The sequence below is a fragment of the Pseudomonas oryzae genome, assembly GCF_900104805.1.
In the GTDB taxonomy this organism is placed as follows: Bacteria; Pseudomonadota; Gammaproteobacteria; order Pseudomonadales; family Pseudomonadaceae; genus Geopseudomonas; species Geopseudomonas oryzae.
On sequence record NZ_LT629751.1, the window covers coordinates 3,361,601 to 3,379,561 of the forward strand.

The 17,961-nt window shown below is 66.9% G+C and carries 17 protein-coding genes; 5 read left to right on the top strand and 12 right to left on the bottom strand.

The window, feature by feature from the left end:
- Positions 1-38: 38 nt before the first annotated feature.
- Complete coding sequence (locus BLT78_RS15060; protein ID WP_090349841.1) at positions 39-716, bottom strand: TIGR00153 family protein; 678 nt, start codon at positions 714-716, stop codon at positions 39-41.
- A 115-nt stretch (positions 717-831) separates the two neighbouring features.
- Between BLT78_RS15060 and BLT78_RS15065 the strand changes: the two genes are divergently transcribed.
- The 3 genes from BLT78_RS15065 (at position 832) to BLT78_RS15075 (ending at position 5,149) form a co-directional block, all read left to right on the top strand.
- The gene (locus tag BLT78_RS15065) at positions 832-2,193 is read left to right on the top strand and encodes a CYTH domain-containing protein (protein WP_090349844.1); all 1,362 of its coding nucleotides are present in this window, start codon (positions 832-834) and stop codon (positions 2,191-2,193) included.
- A 210-nt stretch (positions 2,194-2,403) separates the two neighbouring features.
- Positions 2,404-4,188, top strand: coding sequence for a GspE/PulE family protein (locus tag BLT78_RS15070; protein WP_090349847.1), 1,785 nt, complete (start codon positions 2,404-2,406; stop codon positions 4,186-4,188).
- Positions 4,189-4,225: 37 nt separating this feature from the next.
- The gene (locus tag BLT78_RS15075) at positions 4,226-5,149 is read left to right on the top strand and encodes an SPFH domain-containing protein (protein ID WP_090349849.1); all 924 of its coding nucleotides are present in this window, start codon (positions 4,226-4,228) and stop codon (positions 5,147-5,149) included.
- A gap of 97 nt (positions 5,150-5,246) precedes the next feature.
- Here BLT78_RS15075 and BLT78_RS15080 read toward each other — a convergent pair whose 3' ends face one another.
- The 10 genes from BLT78_RS15080 to BLT78_RS15125 form a co-directional block, all read right to left on the bottom strand.
- On the bottom strand, positions 5,247-5,678 hold the full coding sequence (locus BLT78_RS15080) for a GlcG/HbpS family heme-binding protein (RefSeq protein ID WP_090349851.1): 432 nt from the start codon (positions 5,676-5,678) through the stop codon (positions 5,247-5,249).
- Positions 5,679-5,755: 77 nt separating this feature from the next.
- Positions 5,756-6,220, bottom strand: a complete 465-nt coding sequence (gene hpaR / locus BLT78_RS15085; protein ID WP_090349854.1) for a homoprotocatechuate degradation operon regulator HpaR — start codon at positions 6,218-6,220, stop codon at positions 5,756-5,758.
- An 80-nt stretch (positions 6,221-6,300) separates the two neighbouring features.
- On the bottom strand, positions 6,301-7,755 hold the full coding sequence (gene gabD, locus BLT78_RS15090) for an NADP-dependent succinate-semialdehyde dehydrogenase (protein ID WP_090349857.1): 1,455 nt from the start codon (positions 7,753-7,755) through the stop codon (positions 6,301-6,303).
- Positions 7,756-7,776: 21 nt separating this feature from the next.
- Positions 7,777-8,580 (bottom strand): 4-hydroxy-2-oxoheptanedioate aldolase, encoded by an 804-nt coding sequence (gene hpaI, locus BLT78_RS15095; RefSeq protein WP_090349860.1) that lies wholly within the window; start codon positions 8,578-8,580, stop codon positions 7,777-7,779.
- Between the two features lie 10 nt (positions 8,581-8,590).
- Positions 8,591-9,394, bottom strand: a complete 804-nt coding sequence (gene hpaH / locus BLT78_RS15100) for a 2-oxo-hept-4-ene-1,7-dioate hydratase (protein WP_090349862.1) — start codon at positions 9,392-9,394, stop codon at positions 8,591-8,593.
- A gap of 32 nt (positions 9,395-9,426) precedes the next feature.
- Positions 9,427-9,834: a 5-carboxymethyl-2-hydroxymuconate Delta-isomerase gene (locus BLT78_RS15105; protein ID WP_090349865.1), complete on the bottom strand. Its 408-nt coding sequence runs from the start codon at positions 9,832-9,834 to the stop codon at positions 9,427-9,429.
- Between the two features lie 10 nt (positions 9,835-9,844).
- Positions 9,845-10,765 (bottom strand): 3,4-dihydroxyphenylacetate 2,3-dioxygenase, encoded by a 921-nt coding sequence (hpaD, locus tag BLT78_RS15110; protein WP_090349868.1) that lies wholly within the window; start codon positions 10,763-10,765, stop codon positions 9,845-9,847.
- Positions 10,766-10,904: 139 nt separating this feature from the next.
- Positions 10,905-12,365 carry a 5-carboxymethyl-2-hydroxymuconate semialdehyde dehydrogenase gene (gene hpaE, locus BLT78_RS15115; RefSeq protein ID WP_090349870.1) on the bottom strand — a complete coding sequence of 487 codons (1,461 nt, stop codon included), beginning with the start codon at positions 12,363-12,365 and terminating at the stop codon, positions 10,905-10,907.
- A gap of 10 nt (positions 12,366-12,375) precedes the next feature.
- Positions 12,376-13,155 carry a fumarylacetoacetate hydrolase family protein gene (locus BLT78_RS15120; protein WP_090349873.1) on the bottom strand — a complete coding sequence of 260 codons (780 nt, stop codon included), beginning with the start codon at positions 13,153-13,155 and terminating at the stop codon, positions 12,376-12,378.
- A 10-nt stretch (positions 13,156-13,165) separates the two neighbouring features.
- Positions 13,166-13,915, bottom strand: a complete 750-nt coding sequence (locus BLT78_RS15125) for a fumarylacetoacetate hydrolase family protein (RefSeq protein ID WP_090349875.1) — start codon at positions 13,913-13,915, stop codon at positions 13,166-13,168.
- Positions 13,916-14,115: 200 nt separating this feature from the next.
- Here BLT78_RS15125 and hpaA point away from each other — a divergent pair, with 200 nt between their 5' ends.
- Entirely contained in the window at positions 14,116-15,024 is a 909-nt protein-coding gene (gene hpaA / locus BLT78_RS15130) for a 4-hydroxyphenylacetate catabolism regulatory protein HpaA (protein WP_090349878.1), read from the top strand.
- Positions 15,025-15,085: 61 nt separating this feature from the next.
- On the opposite strand, the gene BLT78_RS15135 is transcribed toward hpaA, so the two are convergent.
- On the bottom strand, positions 15,086-16,330 hold the full coding sequence (locus BLT78_RS15135) for an OprD family porin (RefSeq protein ID WP_090349880.1): 1,245 nt from the start codon (positions 16,328-16,330) through the stop codon (positions 15,086-15,088).
- A 606-nt stretch (positions 16,331-16,936) separates the two neighbouring features.
- Between BLT78_RS15135 and BLT78_RS15140 the strand changes: the two genes are divergently transcribed.
- Complete coding sequence (locus BLT78_RS15140; protein ID WP_090349883.1) at positions 16,937-17,959, top strand: TRAP transporter substrate-binding protein; 1,023 nt, start codon at positions 16,937-16,939, stop codon at positions 17,957-17,959.
- The last annotated feature ends 2 nt before the right edge of the window (positions 17,960-17,961 follow it).

The window sequence follows — 17,961 nt, forward strand, 5'->3', positions numbered from 1 at the left end:
GAAGAGTTCTCGTAGATTCCAGACAGAACGCCGGCGCATCAGCGCGCCAGCAGTTGCTCCAGACGGTTGCCGACACGCTCGGCGCGGTCGGCCACATCACCGATCCACTCGATGATCTGGTAGAGGAACATCACGTCGACCGGCGGCAGATCCTTCTCCAGCTTGAACAGGCCACGACGCACTTCGATCTGCAGACGATCGGTGTCACGCTCGATGACCTCGATCTCCTCGACCATGTTTTCCACCAGGGTCGCCTCGCGGCCGGCGAAACCGGTCTCGAGCAGTTCGTCCAGCTCGTTCATCGCCTTCAGCGCCTGGGCGCTGGCGTCGACGGTGCGCTGCACGTAGGCCAGCATCAGCGGCTGCAGGGCCTGCGGGATGGTCATCTGGCGACCCAGCATCAGGCCGGCGATGTCCTTGGCACGGTTGGCCACTTTGTCCTGTACACTGAGCAGCTCCAGCAGATCCGAGCGCGGCACCGGCAGGAACAGGCTTTTCGGCAGGTGGATGCGTACGCTCTTCTTGAGCTTGTCGGCTTCCTGCTCCAGACGCGACATCTCCTGTTGAATCTGCTCCACCCGCGGCCAGTCCTCGGCGATGACGGCCTGGAAGAAGGGCAGGAGATTCGCCGCACATTCATGTGCCTTGGTAATGTGCTGTTGCATCGGCCCGATGGGAGAACGTCCGAACAGGCTGACGAAGGGATTGATCGGCATGGGGTAAAACCCTGTTGAAAAGGACCTCGATTATAAGTCCGCCCCCGCACACCCCGCCAGCACGCCGTCATGGCACCGTAATACACGCATGTTAGGGGCAGAGGCCCCCGCCCTCATGGTCAAAGAAACCGAAATCAAGCTGCGCGCCAGCCGCGCCACCCTCGCCGCGCTGCGCGACCATCCGCTGCTGAAGAAGCGCAACAAGAGCGGCTGGCAGCACGGCGAGCTGTTCAACCAGTACTTCGACACCCCCGCGCGCGACCTCGCCCGCGCCCGCGTCGCCCTGCGCCTGCGCCGCGACGGCGAACAGTACATCCAGACCCTGAAAAGCCGGGGCCAGAGCGTCGCCGGACTGTCCGAACGCAACGAGTGGGATTGGTATCTCGACCAGGCCGAACTCGACCTGGGCAAGCTGAGCGACGACTGCTGGCCGGCCGAACTGGCGGGGCTGGACAAGGCCGGCCTGCAGCCGATCTTCACCACCGACTTCGCCCGCGACAAGGCCGAGATCGCCTGGGGCCGCGGCAAAGCCAAGGTGGTGATCGAGGCCGCGCTGGACCTCGGCAAGGTGCTTGCCGCCGGTCGGGAAGAGGAAATCTGCGAGCTGGAGCTGGAGCTGCGTGAGGGCGAGCCGGCGGCCCTGCTCGAGCTGGCCTGCGAGCTGGCCGCCGAGCTGCCGCTGATGCCCTGCGACATCAGCAAGGCCGAGCGCGGCTACCGCCTGTTCGATCCGGCCTGCTACAGCGTCAGCCTGCCGGAGCCGCAGCTGAACGCCGCACAGCCGCTCGACGACGCCTTCGCCGCCCTCGCCTGGCAACTGCTCGGCAACAGCCAGCGGCTGGCCGAGCAGTACCGCTTCAACGGCCACTGGAAGCTGCTCGAGCAGTGGCTGCAGCAGCTCATCGACCTGCGCGCCCTGCTCGGCAGCCTCGGTCAGGCCGCGCCGCGCGCCAGCTCGCGCGAACTGCGCGAAGGGCTGGACGGCCTGCTCGGCGACTGGCGCCCGCGCCTGCAGGCCGGCCAGCACGACGATGCCGCCCGCCAGGCCGCGCCGGCACAGTTCGCCGCAGAACTGACGCAGACCCGCTGGGGCCGCTTCTCGCTCAACGCCTCGCGCTGGCTGCTGAGCCGCGCCTGGACCGCGCAACGCAACGAGCGCGGCCAGCGTGCCGGGCAGGCGCCCATCGGCCGCTGGCTGGCCCGCCTGCTCAACGAGGAGATCGCCGCCCTGCCGCTGGAGCGCTACCAGAACCAGCCCTATGACCTGCCCGAGCAGCTGCCGCGCCTGGAGCGCATGTGCGCCTGGCTGCGCCTGGCCCGCGGCGTGCTGGACATCCCCGAGGCCGACCGCCTGTACGGCGAGCTGCACAAGCTGGTCGAACTGGCCCGCCAGCCGGCCGACGAGGACACCCTGCAGGCGCGCGCCGCGCAGGTGCAGACCGTGTGGATGCTCAAGGGCTGGAAGGCGCTGAAGTAAGCCCGCGACACCCGTAGGGGGGATGGCCACCCCGTGGAAAACTCGCGCAGCGATTTTCCACCGTGACCATGCCCCCGACGGTAGGAAATGCCTTCGGCAGTTTCCCACCTACGGCAGGTCGACCACCCGAAACATGACCCACCCCGGCGACAGTCCGGACATTTCCCGGCATGCTGGCCCCTTGCTCCAGCCGCTCGCCCGAGGAAGCCGATGACCGCCATGACCACGCCCGCCCAGGACCGCTGGCTCGATCTCAACGACCTGCTGCGCGAACTGATCGCGCAGGGGCGCATCGACCAGGCGGTCGCCGAGCAGTGCCTGGCGATCCGCCGCAGCAGCCTGGACAGCCAGCAGCACCCGCTGGAGTTCCTCGCCGCCCAGCAGGTCGACGACCGCGCCCATCCCGGCCGCAAGCTCGACCTGGAGGGCTTGACCCAGTGGCTGGCCGAATACGCCGGCCAGCCCTACCTGCGCATCGACCCGCTGAAGATCGACGTCGCCGCGGTAACCCCGCTGATGTCGCACGCCTTCGCCCAACGCCACAAGATCCTCGCCGTGGCGGTGGACGCCGAGAGCGTGACCATCGCCAGCGCCCAGCCGCTGGTCGGCAGCTGGGAGGCCAATCTCACCCACGTGCTCAAGCGGCCGATCCGCCGCGTGGTGGCCAATCCGGCGGACATCCAGCGCTTCACCCAGGAGTTCTACCGCATCGCCCGCTCGGTCAGCGGCGCCAGTGCCAGCGAGCAGAAGATCAGCGGGGTCGGCAACTTCGAGCAGTTGCTCAGCCTCGGCGCGGTGGACGGCGAGCCGGACGCCAACGACGCGCACATCGTCACCATCGTCGACTGGCTTTTCCAGTACGCCTTCCAGCAGCGCGCCAGCGACATCCACATCGAACCGCGCCGCGAGCAGGGCACGGTGCGCTTTCGCATCGACGGCGTGCTGCACAACGTCTACCAGTTCCCGGCGCAGGTGGTGATGGCCATCGTCAGCCGGCTGAAGACCCTCGGCCGGATGAACGTCGCCGAGAAGCGCAAGCCGCAGGACGGCCGGATCAAGACCAAGGCGCCGGACGGCGGCGAGGTCGAGCTGCGCCTGTCGACCCTGCCCACCGCCTTCGGCGAGAAGCTGGTGATGCGCATCTTCGACCCCGAGGTGCTGCTCAAGGGCTTCGACAAGCTGGGCTTCTCCGCCGACGACCTCAGGCGCTGGCAGGGCATGACCGGCCAGCCCAACGGCATCATCCTGGTCACCGGCCCCACCGGCTCGGGCAAGACCACCACCCTGTACACCACCCTCAAGCAGCTGGCCACGCCGGAGGTGAACGTCTGCACCATCGAGGACCCGATCGAGATGATCGAGCCGGCGTTCAACCAGATGCAGGTGCAGCCCAACATCGACCTGACCTTCGCCAGCGGCGTTCGCGCGCTGATGCGCCAGGACCCGGACATCATCATGGTCGGCGAGATCCGCGACCTGGAGACCGCCGAGATGGCCATCCAGGCGGCGCTGACCGGCCACCTGGTGCTGTCCACCCTGCACACCAACGACGCGCCCAGCGCGATCAGCCGCCTGCTCGAACTGGGCGTGCCGCACTACCTGCTCAAGGCCACCATCCTCGGCGTGATGGCCCAGCGCCTGGTACGCACCCTGTGTCCGCACTGCAAGGCGCCGCACACGATCGACGCCAGCGACTGGCAGGAGCTGACCCGACCGTGGAGCGCCGCGCTGCCCAGCGGCACGATGCGCGCGGTGGGCTGCAACGAGTGCCGCGACACCGGCTACCGTGGCCGCGCCGGGGTCTACGAGATCATGCTGATGAGCGACGGCCTGCGCCAGCTGATCCACGCCGACACCGACCTTACCGCGCTGCGCCGCCAGGCGTTCAAGGAGGGCATGCGCAGCCTGCGCCTGTCCGGCGCGCAGAAGGTCGCCAGCGGAATGACTACAGTGGAAGAGATCCTGCGGGTCACCCCGCAGAGCGAGCAACGCTGAACAACATCCCTCAACGCAAGGAAAGGAAAGCACGCAGATGGATATCGGAATCGTCATGCTGCTGTTCGTCGCCCTGGCCGTGGCCATCGTGTTCATGGGCTTCAAGGTGGTGCCGCAGGGCAGCGAGTGGACGGTGGAGCGCTTCGGCCGCTACACCAATACCCTCAAGCCCGGCCTCAACATCATCGTCCCGGTGATGGACACCATCGGCCACAAGATCAACATGATGGAGCGGGTGCTCGACGTGCCGCCGCAGGAGGCGATCAGCGCCGACAACGCCATGGTGCAGATCGACGCGGTGTGCTTCTTCCAGGTGGTCAACGCGGCGCAGGCGGCCTACGAGGTCAGCGAACTGGAGTACGCCATCCGCAACCTGGTGATGACCAACATCCGCACCGTGCTCGGCTCGATGGAGCTCGACCAGATGCTCAGCCAGCGCGACGCGATCAACGAGCGCCTGCTGCGCACCGTCGACGAGGCCACCGCGCCCTGGGGCGTCAAGGTCACCCGCATCGAGATCAAGGACATCAGCCCGCCGGCCGACCTGGTCGAGGCGATGTCCAGCCAGATGCGCGCCGAGCGCCTGAAGCGCGCCCAGGTGCTGGAGGCCGAGGGCAAGCGCCAGGCGGAGATCCTCACCGCCGAGGGCGAGAAGCAGGCGGCGATCCTGCGCGCCGAGGGCGAGCGCCAGGCCGCCTTCCTCGAGGCCGAAGCGCGCGAGCGCGCCGCCGCGGCGGAAGCCGAGGCGACCCGCGTGGTGTCCGAGGCGATCGCCGCCGGCAACGTGCAGGCGATCAACTACTTCGTCGCACAGAAGTACGTCGACGCCCTCGGCAAACTGGCCGCGGCGAACAACAGCAAGGTGGTGCTGATGCCGCTGGAGGCCAGCCAGGTGATCGGCGCGGTCGGCGGTGTCGGCGAGCTGGTGAAGGCGACCTTCGGCGACAAGGGCAAGGCGTGAGGTCGCCCGCCTGAGCTTGGCGCGCCGCCTGGTGCGGCGCGGCGGGTGGATGGCCACGCGGTGGGAAATCGCCACGCGAGTTTCCCACCCTACGAAATTACTGAGCGAGCGCCTCGAGAATCGCGCGCACGCCGGCCTCGGCGCACTGCTCGTCCTGCGCCGCGGTGGCGCCGGACACGCCGATGGCGCCGACCGTGGCGCCGTCCACCTTGACCGGCACGCCGCCGCCGAACATGGCCAGACGCGGGCGCTGCAGCAGGCCGTCGCGCACGCTGGGCGGCATGCTGGCCAGGCGCTCTTCCCAGGCGCTGGTGGCCAGGCCGAAGCCGGTGGCGGTCCAGGCCTTGTCATGGGCGATGTCGCGGCTCGGCGCCGGCGCGCCGTCCATGTGCGCCAGGTTGATCAGCTGGCCGCCGGCGTCGACGATCGAGGCGCTGATGCGCACGCCCAGGCGGCGCGCCTCGGCGAGCACGGCGGGCATGGCGATGAGGGCCAGCTCGAGGGACAGGGACGGTTGGTTGCGCAGCATCGGGGGACCTCACGGGAAGTTGTTGTTATCGGGGCGGCGAACGAACCCCGCAGCGGGCGCCACGGGGCGGGGCTGGCTCAGGCGCTCTTGCGCGGCGACGGCGCGCCGGGGCTGATCTTGCCCAGTTCCTGGAGCAGGCGCATCAGGGTCTGGAAGTTCTCCGGACCGAACTGACGCTGGATTTCCTTGTACTGGCGGGCCATCTCGCCGCTCATCTCCTCGAACAGCTCGGCGCCCTTGGGAGTGAGACTGACGCACAGGCGGCGCTGGTCGTTGGCCGGCTTCCAGCGGCGCACCAGACCGTCGCGCTCCAGGCGCACCAGCACGCCGGTCATGCTCGGGCGCAGGATGCAGGCCATCTCCGCCAGCTGGTGGCTTTCCAGCTCGCCGTGCGGGTACTGGCTGAGGATGCGGATCACCCGCCACTGCTGTTCGGTGAGATCGTGCTGGTTGAGCAGCGGGCGGAAGAAGCTCATCGCCGCTTCGCGCGCCTGCAGCAGCGCCAGGGTGAGGGACGGGTCTTGCTTGTGGGTGGACGCCATGATGATCCTGCCAAAAACGACATAACGCCGCCCCCGTGAGGGAGCGGCGCCATGTTTTACCACAGATGAACGACGGCCTTTCAGCCACCGATCCCCAGACACATGTATTTCAGCTCAAGGTAGTCGTCGATGCCGTACTTGGAGCCCTCGCGGCCGGTGCCGGACTCCTTGATGCCGCCGAACGGGGCGATCTCGGTGGAGATGATGCCCTCGTTGACGCCGACCATGCCGTACTCCAGCGCCTCGCCGACCCGCCAGGCGCGGCCCAGGTCGCGGGTGTACAGGTAGGAGGCCAGGCCGAACTCGGTGTCGTTGGCCATGGCGATGGCTTCGGCCTCGGTCTGGAAGCGGAAGATCGGCGCCAGCGGGCCGAAGGTCTCGTCGCGCGCCACCAGCATCGCCGGGGTGACGTCGCCGAGCACGGTCGGCTCGAAGAAGCTGCCGCCCAGGGCGTGCGGCTTGCCGCCGGCGAGCACCTTGGCGCCCTTGGCCACCGCGTCGTCGATGTGCTCCTGGACCTTGAGCACCGCCTTGGCGTTGATCAGCGGGCCCTGCTGGGCGCCGTCCTCGTGGGCCGGGGCGACCTTGAGCGCATTGACCGCGGCGACCAGGCGCTTGGCGAACTCGTCGTAGACGCCGTCCTGCACCAGGATGCGGTTGGTGCACACGCAGGTCTGGCCGCTGTTGCGGTACTTGGAGGCCATGGCGCCGGCCACCGCGGCGTCGAGATCGGCGTCGTCGAAGACGATGAACGGGGCGTTGCCGCCCAGCTCCATGCTGACCTTCTTCATGGTGTCTGCGCACTGCGCCATCAGCATCTTGCCGATGCCGGTGGAGCCGGTGAACGACAGCTTGCGCACGCTCGGGTTGCGGGTCAGCTCGCCGCCGATGGCGCGGGCGTTGCCGGTGACCACGTTGACCACCCCGGCCGGGATGCCGGCACGGCTTGCCAGTTCGGCCAGGGCCAGGGCCGACAGCGGGGTTTCCGAAGCCGGCTTGATGACGATGGTGCAGCCGGCGGCCAGTGCCGGGCCGGCCTTGCGGGTGATCATCGCGTTGGGGAAGTTCCACGGGGTGATCGCGGCGACCACGCCGATCGGCTGCTTGATCACCACCAGGCGGCGGCCCTGCTTGTCGTGCGGGATCACGTCGCCGTAGACGCGCTTGGCTTCCTCGGCGAACCACTCGATGAAGCTGGCGCCGTAGGCAATCTCGCCGCGGCTCTCGGCCAGCGGCTTGCCCTGCTCCCAGCTGAGCAGGCGGGCCAGGTCTTCCTGGTTAGCCATCATCAGCTCGAACCACTTGCGCAGCAGCGCCGAGCGCTCCTTGGCGGTCTTCTCGCGCCAGGCCGGCAGGGCGGCCTCGGCGGCGGCGATGGCGCGCTCGGTTTCCGCGGCGCCCACGGAGGCGACGCTGCAGATGGGCGACAGGTCGGCCGGGTTGGTCACCGCGAAGGTGGCGCCGTCGTCGGCGTCGACCCACTCCCCGCCGATGAAGGCCTGGGTGCGCAGCAGGGTGCTATCGGTCAGTTGCATGGCGAATCTCTCGAAAGGAAGTCAGTAGACGCTGCTGCCGGGCGCGGCCACGGCGGGCGCGCTGCCCTTGAAGCTGGCGGCGAGGTTCTTCAGCGAACGCATCAGCAGGCTGGTGTCGACGCCCACGGCGACGAACGAACAGCCCAGTTCCAGGTAGCGGCGGGCCAGCTTCTCGTCGGCACTGAGGATGCCGGCGGCCTTGCCGGCGGCGCGGATGCGCGCGATGGCGTCCTCGATGGCGGCCTGCACCTCCGGGTGGCCCGGGTTGCCGCGGTGGCCCATGGCCGCCGACAGGTCGGCCGGGCCGATGAACACGCCGTCGACGCCCTCGACCGCGGCGATGGCGTCGAGGTTCTCCAGGCCCTTGAGGCTCTCCACCTGAACCAGCAGGCACATCTGCGCGTCGGCCTCGGCCAGGTAGGTGGGGATGTTGTTCCAGCGCGAGGCGCGCGCCAGGGCGGCGCCGACGCCACGGATGCCCTTGGGCGGGTAGTGCATGGCGCGCACCAGCTCCTCGGCCTGCTCGGCGCGCTCGACCATCGGCACCAGCAGGGTCTGCGCGCCGATGTCGAGCAGCTGCTTGATCAGCACCGCATCGCCGACCGGCGGACGGACGATCGGGTGGCTCGGGTAGGCCGCCACCGCCTGCAGCTGGCCGAGCAGCGCGCGCAGGTCGTTGGGCGCGTGCTCGGCGTCGAGCAGCAGCCAGTCGAAACCGGCGTTGGCCGCCAGCTCGGCGCAGTACGGGTCGGCCAGGCCGACCCACAGGCCGATCTGCTGTTCGGCGCTCAGGCGCTGCTTGAAGGTGTTGACGGGCATCTGCATGGCGGTTTCCTCAGACGAAGCGGCAGGAGATGGAGCCCAGCATGTCATAGTCGACGTGGAAGGTATCGCCGGCCTTGGCCGCCACCGGACGGGTGAACGAGCCACCGAGGATGATCTGTCCCGGCTCCAGACTCACGCCGTAGGGGGCCAGCTTGTTGGCCAGCCAGGCCACGCCCTTGGCCGGGTGGTTGAGCACCGCGGCGGACACCCCGGACTCCTCGATCACGCCGTTGCGGTAGAGGATCGCCGGCACGCGGCGCAGGTCGACGTCGTGCGGACGGATGGCGCGGCCGCCGAGGACGATGCCGGCGTTGGCGGCGTTGTCGGAGATGGTGTCGAACACCTTGCGGGTGATGCCGGTTTCCGGGTCGACGTTGTGGATGCGCGCGTCGATGATCTCCAGCGCCGGGATCACGTACTCGGTGGCATCCAGCACGTCGAAGATGGTGCAGTTCGGGCCACTCAGCGGCTTGCCGAGGATGAACGCCAGCTCGACCTCGACGCGCGGCACGATGAAGCGGCTCATCGGGATGTCCGAGCCTTCCTCGAACTGCATGTCGTCGAGCAGCACGCCGTGGTCCGGCTCGGTGATGTTGGAGGAGACCTGCATGGCGCGCGAGGTCAGGCCGATCTTGTGGCCGATCATCTTGCGGCCGCCGGCGATCTTCTTCTCGACCCAGGCGCGCTGGATGGCGTAGGCGTCGGCGATGGTCATGTCCGGGTTCTCCAGGGAGAACTGGCGGATCTGCTCGCCGGTGCGCTCGGCGGTGTCGAGGCGCTCGGCGGCTTGCTGGATCAGTTGGGCGTCAAACATGAAGACCTCGGAACTCTCGATTCTTGGAGCTTTCAATTCTTGGTGAACAGCGGGTGCAGGCTGCTGTGCTTGGCGTCGTAGACCTGCGCCGTGCTCTCGTCGATCTGCAGGGTCACGCCGATCGGGCGCTGCGCCAGCAGGCCGTCGAGGCGCGCGCGCAGCACCGCCAGCAGGCTGTCGCCGACCTGCTGGTGCACCGCCGCACTGCGGCCGGCACCCATGCGCAGGTTGGCGTAGAAGAAGCCGTACTCGCCCTGGCCATCGGCGATCGCCGCGTGCGCCGCCGGGTAGGCCAGCACGCGGGTGCCGCCGGTGGGGAACACCTGGCGGCCGTTCTCGTCGCGCTGGGTCAGCATGCAGTCGGCCAGCTCGCGGCACAGGCCTTTGATGTCGACGTCGCGCTCGATGTCGGGGCTGTAGTAGAGGACCAGATGGGGCATGGCGCGCTCCTTACAGGCGGCTGGCGGCGATGAAGTCCGGATTGGAGGCCTGCGCCGCCGGGATGGTCGAGCCGTCCTGCGGGGTGACCGGGAACACTGCGTTGATCTGGCCGGTGCCGGAGGAGCCGAAGTACGGGGTCAGCACCTCGGCCTTGCCGTCGTACTTGGTCCAGCCGAGGGCGCCGAGCAGCATCGCGGTGTCGTGCATGAAGCCTTCGCCGTGGCCCTTGACCGCGTACTCCGGCAGCATGGTGCAGAAGGTGTCCCAGTCGCCCTCTTCCCACATCTTCACCACGCGATGGTCGAGGGTCTCGAGGAACGGGCTCCACACCTTGGTGGCGAAGTCCGGTGCCGTGCCGTTCTGGGCGAAGCGATGCGACAGCGAGCCGCTGGCGAGGAAGGCCACGGTGCCGTCGTAGTGCTCCTCGACCGCCTTGCGCATGGCCCAGCCCAGGCGCGCGCTGTCGGCCAGGTAGTGGGAGGTGCACAGCGCCGACACCGAGATCACCTTGAAGCGCTGGTCGGCGTTCATGTAGCGCATCGGCACCAGGGTGCCGTACTCCGGGCCGAGAGTGGTGGCGTCGTGGGCCATGGTCTCCACGCCCAGACGGTTGGCCTCCTCGGCCAGCAGGCGGCCCAGCTCCGGGTTGCCGGGGAACTCGTACTCCATGTTGCTGATGAAGTGCGGCAGCTCGTTGCTGGTGTACACGCCCTTGAAGTGCGGCGCGCAGTTGATGTGGTAGTTGGCGTTGACCAGCCAGTGGGTATCGAACACCACGATGGTGTCGACGTTCAGCTCGCGGCAGCGGCGGGCGATCTCGATGTGGCCGTCGATGGCCGCCTGGCGGAAGCCGTGGCGCGGACCGGGCAGCTCGGACAGGTACATGGAGGGAACGTGGGTGATCTTGGCGGCCAGAGCGAGTTTGCCCATGACGATTCTCCTTGCGGCCTTATGCGCGCGGCGCACGCGGCGATGATTCGGGTTGTGCAGGGCCGAAAACGGGCAGTCCCCCGAGGGGAGCTGCCCGTTCCGACGCGGGCGACCGTCGGACGGTCGCTAGTGGCCTGCCTCAGACACCCCAGCGCGGGATGTGGTGGCTGCCCATGGAGATGCACACGTTCTTGATCTCGGCGAACACCTCGAAGCTGTACTCGCCGCCCTCGCGGCCGGTGCCCGAGCCCTTCACGCCGCCGAACGGCTGACGCAGGTCGCGCACGTTCTGGCTGTTGATGAACACCATGCCGGCCTCGATGCCACGGGCCAGGCGGTGAGCCTTGCCGATGTCCTGGGTCCAGATGTAGGAAGCCAGGCCGTACTCGGTGTCGTTGGCCAGGCGCAGCGCCTCGGCCTCGTCCTTGAACTTGATCAGGCACACCACCGGGCCGAAGATCTCTTCCTGGGCGATGCGCATGCGGTTGTCGACGTCGGCGAACACGGTCGGCTGGATGAACTGACCCTTGGCCAGGTGGGCCGGCAGGTTGGCCGGACGCTCCAGGCCACCGGCGACCAGGTTGGCGCCCTCTTCCATGCCGATCTTGATGTAGCCGGTCACCTTGTCGTAGTGCGCCTGGGTGATCATCGAGCCGACCTGGGTCTTCGGATCCTGCGGATCGCCGACGATCAGGCGCTTGGCGCGGGCGGCGAACTCGGCGACGAACTGGTCGTAGACGGTTTCCTGGATGAAGATCCGGCTGCCCGCGGTGCAGCGCTCGCCGTTCAGCGAGAAGATGGTGAACAGCGCGGCGTCGAGGGCACGGCCCAGATCGGCGTCGTCGAAGATCAGCACCGGCGACTTGCCGCCCAGCTCCATGGAGTACTTCTTCAGACCGGCGGTCTGCATGATCTTCTTGCCGGTGGCGGTGCCGCCGGTGAAGGAGATCGCGCGCACGTCCGGATGGCGGACCAGGGCGTCGCCGGCGGTGGCGCCGTAACCCTGCACCACGTTGAGCACGCCCGGCGGGATGCCGGCTTCCAGGGCCAGGCGGCCCAGCTCGTTGGCGGTCAGCGGCGACAGCTCGGACATCTTCAGCACCGCGGTGTTGCCCAGCGCCAGGCAGGGCGCGGTCTTCCAGGTGGCGGTCATGAACGGCACGTTCCACGGCGACACCAGGCCACACACGCCGACCGGCTGGTACAGGGTGTAGTTGAGCATCTGGTCGTCCACCGGGTAGGTGTGACCGTTCATGTTGGTGCAGACCTCGGCGAAGAACTCGAAGTTGTGCGAGGCGCGCGGGATCAGCACGTTCTTGGTCTGGTGGATCGGCAGGCCGGTGTCCAGGGTCTCCAGCTCGGCCAGCTTCGGCACGTTCTGGTCGATCAGCTCACCCAGCTTGCGCATCAGCCTGGCGCGTTCCTTGGCCGGGGTGTTGGCCCACTTCGGGAAGGCTTCCTTGGCCGCGGCCACGGCCTGGGCGATTTCCTCGGCGCCGCCGCTGGCCACCTCGCCGATCACCTCGCCGGTGGCCGGGTTCAGGTTCTGGAAGACTTCTTTGCTCTCGACCTCGCGGCCGTTGATCCAGTGCTTGATCATTGTTCTACCCTCACTGCGCTGCTGCGGCGTTCTTGGCAGCGAAGAAATCGGCTTCGCTGACGATGGTGTTGACGAGGCGACCGACGCCCTCCACTTCCACGACCACTTCGTCGCCCGGGACCACGTCGGCCAGGCCTTCCGGAGTGCCGGTGGCGATCATGTCGCCCGGCTGCAGGGTCATGAACGCGGACAGGTATTCGATCAGGAAGGGGATGTCGAAGATCATGTCCGCGGTGGTGCCTTCCTGGCGCAGCTCGCCGTTGATCCAGGTGCGCAGCTTGAGGTTCTGCGGATCGGCGATCTGGCTGCGGTCGATGATGTACGGGCCGACCGGGGTGGTGCAGTCGCGGTTCTTCACCCGCAGGTTCGGCCGGTAGTAGTTCTCCAGGTAATCGCGGATGGCGTAGTCGTTGCACACGGTGTAGCCGGCGACGTACTCCAGTGCGTCCTCGCGCTTGACGTTGCGCGCGGTCTTGCCGATCACCGCCACCAGCTCGCACTCGTAGTGCATGTAGGCGACGTTGTCCGGGCGCCAGGTGATCTGGCGGTGGCCGGTGTAGGTGTTCGGCGCCTTGATGAACACCAGCGGCTCGGTCGGCGCCTTGAACGCCAGCTCGGCGGCGTGGTCGGCGTAGTTCAGACCGAGGGCGAACATGCTGCCGGTGGCCGGCGGCAGCCACTCGACCTGGTCCTCGGCCAGCAGGGTGCCATCGACCAGACGGACGGCGTTGTTGTCCTCGACGGACACGTTGTGGACTTCGCCCTGGTAACGGATGCGTGCGTGTTTCATGTCCGGCTCCTTATTCCGCGACCACGGTGTTGCTGAGGCGGCCTACGCCTTCGATTTCGACTTCGACCAGGTCGCCGACCTTGAGGTCGACGCGGCCTTCCGGCACGCCGGTGATGATCAGGTCACCCGGCTCGAAGGTCATGAACTGGCTGAGGAAGCTGATCAGCTCGGGGATCGAACGCACGAAGTTGGCGGTGCTGTTCTGCTGGCGGACTTCGCCGTTGACCAGCAGCCTGATCTCCAGGGCGTGCGGATCTTTGATGTCGGCGGCGTCGACCACCACCGGGCCGACCGGGCAGAAGGTATCGCGGCACTTGGCCTTGACCGCCGGGCGGTAGAAGCTGACTTCCGGCAGGGTGACCTCGTTGACCGCGGTGTAGCCGCCGACGTAGTCCATGGCCTCGGCCTCGGAGACGCGGCTGGCGCGCTTGCCGATCACCACGCCCAGCGCAGGTCCCGCCTGGATGCTGTCGACGCCGGCCGGGAAGACGATGCTGCCTGCATGACCGACCACGGTGTTCGGGGTCTTGATGTACAGCACCGGGGTCTTCGGCGGGGTCTTGTACGGATCCTGGTTGAACTCGGCCAGCTTGCTGTCGAGCAGGCCCTGATAGTTCAGCGCGATGCCGAACACGGTACCGCTGAACGGGGCTTTCCAGGCGTCAGGCTTGACGGCCTGGCCGTTCACGAGCGGCTGACCGTTGTCGTCAACCGTCGCCTCGAGGACCTTACCGTCCACTTCAATCATCGCTCGGCGCATGCCAGCTTTCTCCACAGACCAGTTGAGGGATCCGCCCGCGAGCGGGATCCGGTGCTTACCGTGACCGTGCCGTCGCTTGACGGCCGATTAACATGTGAACTTTATAATTAACATGTTAATCATGGTCAAGTCCCCGATCGTCGCTCTGCCGCACGGGGTATCATGCAGACAGGCGCAGACAGCCTGGGGAGCCCGAAAAAATGCGGGATAACGAGCCGATTCCGAACATCAACATCGGCCAGGTCTACGACCAAAGATATGTCCACGAGGACGTCCACTACGAGGCGCTGGGCAAGCTGGCCGACTTCTTCGGCCGCAACATGCCGGTGCATCGCCACGACCGCTTCTTCCAGGTCCACTACGTGACCAGCGGCGCGGCGCGGGTGTACTTGGACGACCGCCAGTACAGCGAGAACGCTCCGCTGTTCTTCCTCACCCCGCCGACCATCCCGCACGCCTTCGTCACGCTACCGGACAGTGAAGGCCATGTACTGACCGTGCGCCAGCAGCTGGTCTGGCCACTGCTCGAGGCGCACCTCAACCAGGGCGGCGAGCCGCGCCTGGTGTCGCCGACCTGCGTGGCGCTCAACACGCTGGACGCCAGCTACGCCGGCGAGATCGAGCGCCTCAACCGCCTGTTCGAGATGCTCGCCGCCGAGTTCGCCGCCCATCTGCCGGGCCGCGAGGCCAGCCTGCAGGCGTTGACCCAGCTGATCTTCATCACCCTGCTGCGTCTGGCCGCCGAGCCGGTGAAGAACCAGCACGTGCGCCACGACAACCTGCAGATCTTCCACCGCTTCAACGCGCTGATCGAGGACCACTACCGCGAGCACTGGCCGCTGTCGCGCTACGCCGAGGCGATGGGCGTCACCGAGGCGCGCCTCAACGACATCTGCCGGCGCATCGCCGACCTGCCGTCCAAGCGCCTGGTCCATGAGCGCCTGATGCAGGAGGCGCGGCGCCTGCTGCTGTTCACCGCCGGCTCGGTCAACGAGATCGGCTACCAGCTCGGCTTCAAGGACCCGGCCTACTTCACCCGCTTCTTCAGCCGCGAGGCCGGCATGACCCCCAGCGAGTACCGCAGCCGCGAGGGCGAGCGCTCCGAGTGAGGCGCCACAAATGCAAAGGCCCGCCGGTGAGGGCGGGCCTTTGCAGACTGCCGGGTGCTGGTTAGAGCAGCGGCAGGGTGTAGCTGATGATCACGCGGTTTTCGTCGACGTCGCGAGCAACGCGCGACTCGGCGCGGTAGGTCAAGTTGCGCAGGTGGAAGCGCAGCCCCTTCAGAGTGCCACCCTGCAGGGTGTACACCAGATCGGAGTCGCGTTCCCACTCCTTGCCGTCGTCGTAGGTCTTGGCCGCATTCTCGATGTTCGAGCCGCTGACGTAACGGGTCATGAAGGTCAGACCCGGAATGCCCAGCGAGGCGAAGTCATAGTCGTAGCGGGCCTGCCAGACATCCTCTTCCTGACGGGTGAAGGTCCAGAAGGTGGACAGGTTCTGGCTGTACGGGTCGCCACCGTTCATGAACGGGAACACGCCGTCGCCGGACAGGCTCTGGTAGCCCAGACCGAACTTGTGGGCACCGACGCCCAGGGTGAACATGCCCTGGTACATGTCGTTGTCGAACTTGCCGGCCTTCTTGTCGCCATCGTCGCTGGTGTTGAAATAGCGCAGGTCGGTGGTCAGGCTCAGACCCTCGCCCAGCGGCAGCTTGTGCATCAGCCCGCCGAAGTGCTGCGCGTAGATGTCTTCCAGCTCGCCGTAGTAGTAGCTGGCGGTCAGTTGCGGATTGAAGGCGTAGGAACCACCCAGCAGATCGAAGTGAGCGCTCTCCGCGGCACCGAAACCTACCGACTGGCGATCGGAGGAGTCACGCAGGCTGACGTCTTCCAGACGGCCGGCATGCACGGTCAGGCCGGAGACTTCCTGGGAAGTCAGCAGACCGCCGGTGAAGGAGCTCGGCAGCAGGCGGGTGTTGTTGTAAGACACGACCGGCAGGGTCGGCAGCAGGGTGCCCATGTGCAGGGTCGACTTGGAGATGCGCGCCTTGGCGGTCAGCCCCAGCTGGCTGTATTCGTCAACCGGGCTGCCGTCGGTTTCCAGCGGCAGCATGTTGCCGGCGGTGCGGCCGGGACCGGAGTCCAGCTTGACGCCCAGCAGGGCCAGCGCGTCGACGCCAACACCAACGGTGCCTTCGGTGTAACCGGATTCGAACTTGCCGATGAAGCCCTGAGCCCAGGTCTCACCGTAGTTGGCACCGGTTCCCTCACGGAAATCACGGTTGAAGTACATGTTGCGCAGCTCGAGGGTAGCCTTGCTGTCCTCGACGAGAGCGGCCTGAGCAACGGAAGGAAGAGCAATACTTGCTGCAACGATGCTCAAAGCCAGCTTCGAGCGCTGAGAGATCCTGATCATTCTTTTTATGTCTCCAGGGGACTTTTTATGATCGATCGAATAAAACCCGGCATCCGGCAGCGGTATGACGGGCAGGAGCGCCTTTTACCATCCGATTAAGATGTTAACAACCCTAGGATCGGCGGCAACGGCTTCGGCAACTCCCGGATCGACCTCGTCAAAAAATCGTAAAAACGCCGCGAGGTCAAGCCTGCCGACCTTTTTTCGCCACGCCAACCGGTCAGCCCCCCTCCTTTAGGATGACTTGACTCTACCCGTGCGCTGGCCGAGCATGACTGAGTTAACTTGTTAACGAAATCCTCCTGCCGCCTGCACGTCTTAGCCCGAGCGCATTCGCCCGGCGTCAGCGCGACGATCCATCCGCAGGAGCGCCAAGATGAACCCGCCACCAACAATTCCTACCAAAGGCGCGGTCCAGCCTCTCCAGCTACGCTGGATCAGGCACGACGACTGCGGGCCTCGCCTCCCGCAGCAGGCTTCATCTGCGACCCAAAGTCGAGCGCACAACCGAGACCGCAGAAGTCCGACGGACCGCCTGCAGAAACTTGATGCAATCGCTCGATTAACATGTTACTAATTTGGGTACAACAAAAACGGGAGACCCCCATGCGTACCTTGAACCTCGTTGCCCTCGCTGTATCCCTCGGTGTCGCCGGCGTTGCCCAGGCGGCCGATAGCTACACCCTCAAGGTGGCTCACTTCCTGCCGTCCACCTCCAACGCCCAGGTCAACATCATCGAGCCTTGGTGCGAACAGCTGCGCCAGGAGTCCAACGACCGCATCAAGTGCCAGCTGTATCCGTCCATGCAGCTGGGCGGCACCCCCGCCAAGCTGGCCGACATGGCGCGCAACGGCGTGGCCGACATCGTCTGGACCGCTCCGGCCTACTCCGCCGGCAAGTTCCCGCGCGTCGAGGCGCTGGAGCTGCCGTTCATGCTGCCCTACGGCGGCAAGGCCGGTAACGACATCATCTGGAAGTTCTACGAGCAGTACGCCAAGGACGACTTCAAGGGCTACAAGGTGCTCTCCGTGTTCGGCGACGGCGGCATGGACCTGCACACCCGCGGCAAGCAGGTGAAGACCCTTGCCGACCTGTCCGGCCTGAAGCTGCGCGCCTCCAGCCGTACTGCCGCCAAGACCATCGAAGCCCTCGGCGCCACCCCGGTGAGCATGCCGCCGGCGCAGATGACCGAAGCCATCTCCAAGGGCGTGGTCGACGGTGCCCTGGCCTCCTGGGAAGTGGTCCCGGCCACCAAGCTGAACGAGGTCACCCAGTACCACAGCGCCACCCCGGCCGGTCAGCCGGCGTTCGGCTACACCGTGCTGACCATGCTGATGAACCAGCAGAAGTTCAACAGCATGCCGAAGGACCTGCAGGAAATCATCGATCGCAACAGCGGCCAGGCACTCAACGACCGCTTCGCCACCGCCTGGGACAAGGCGATGGACAGCGCGCGCAGCGCCACCCCGGCCGACGGCCTGGTGGCCATCGACGAGGCCGCCTACAAGGGCATGCAGGATGCCGCTGCCGGCGTCGCCGACGCCTGGATCAAGGAGACCAGCGAGAAGGGAATCGACGGCAAGGCGCTGGTTGAAGGCGCCCGCAATCTGTCCTCCGCTACCCGGTAATC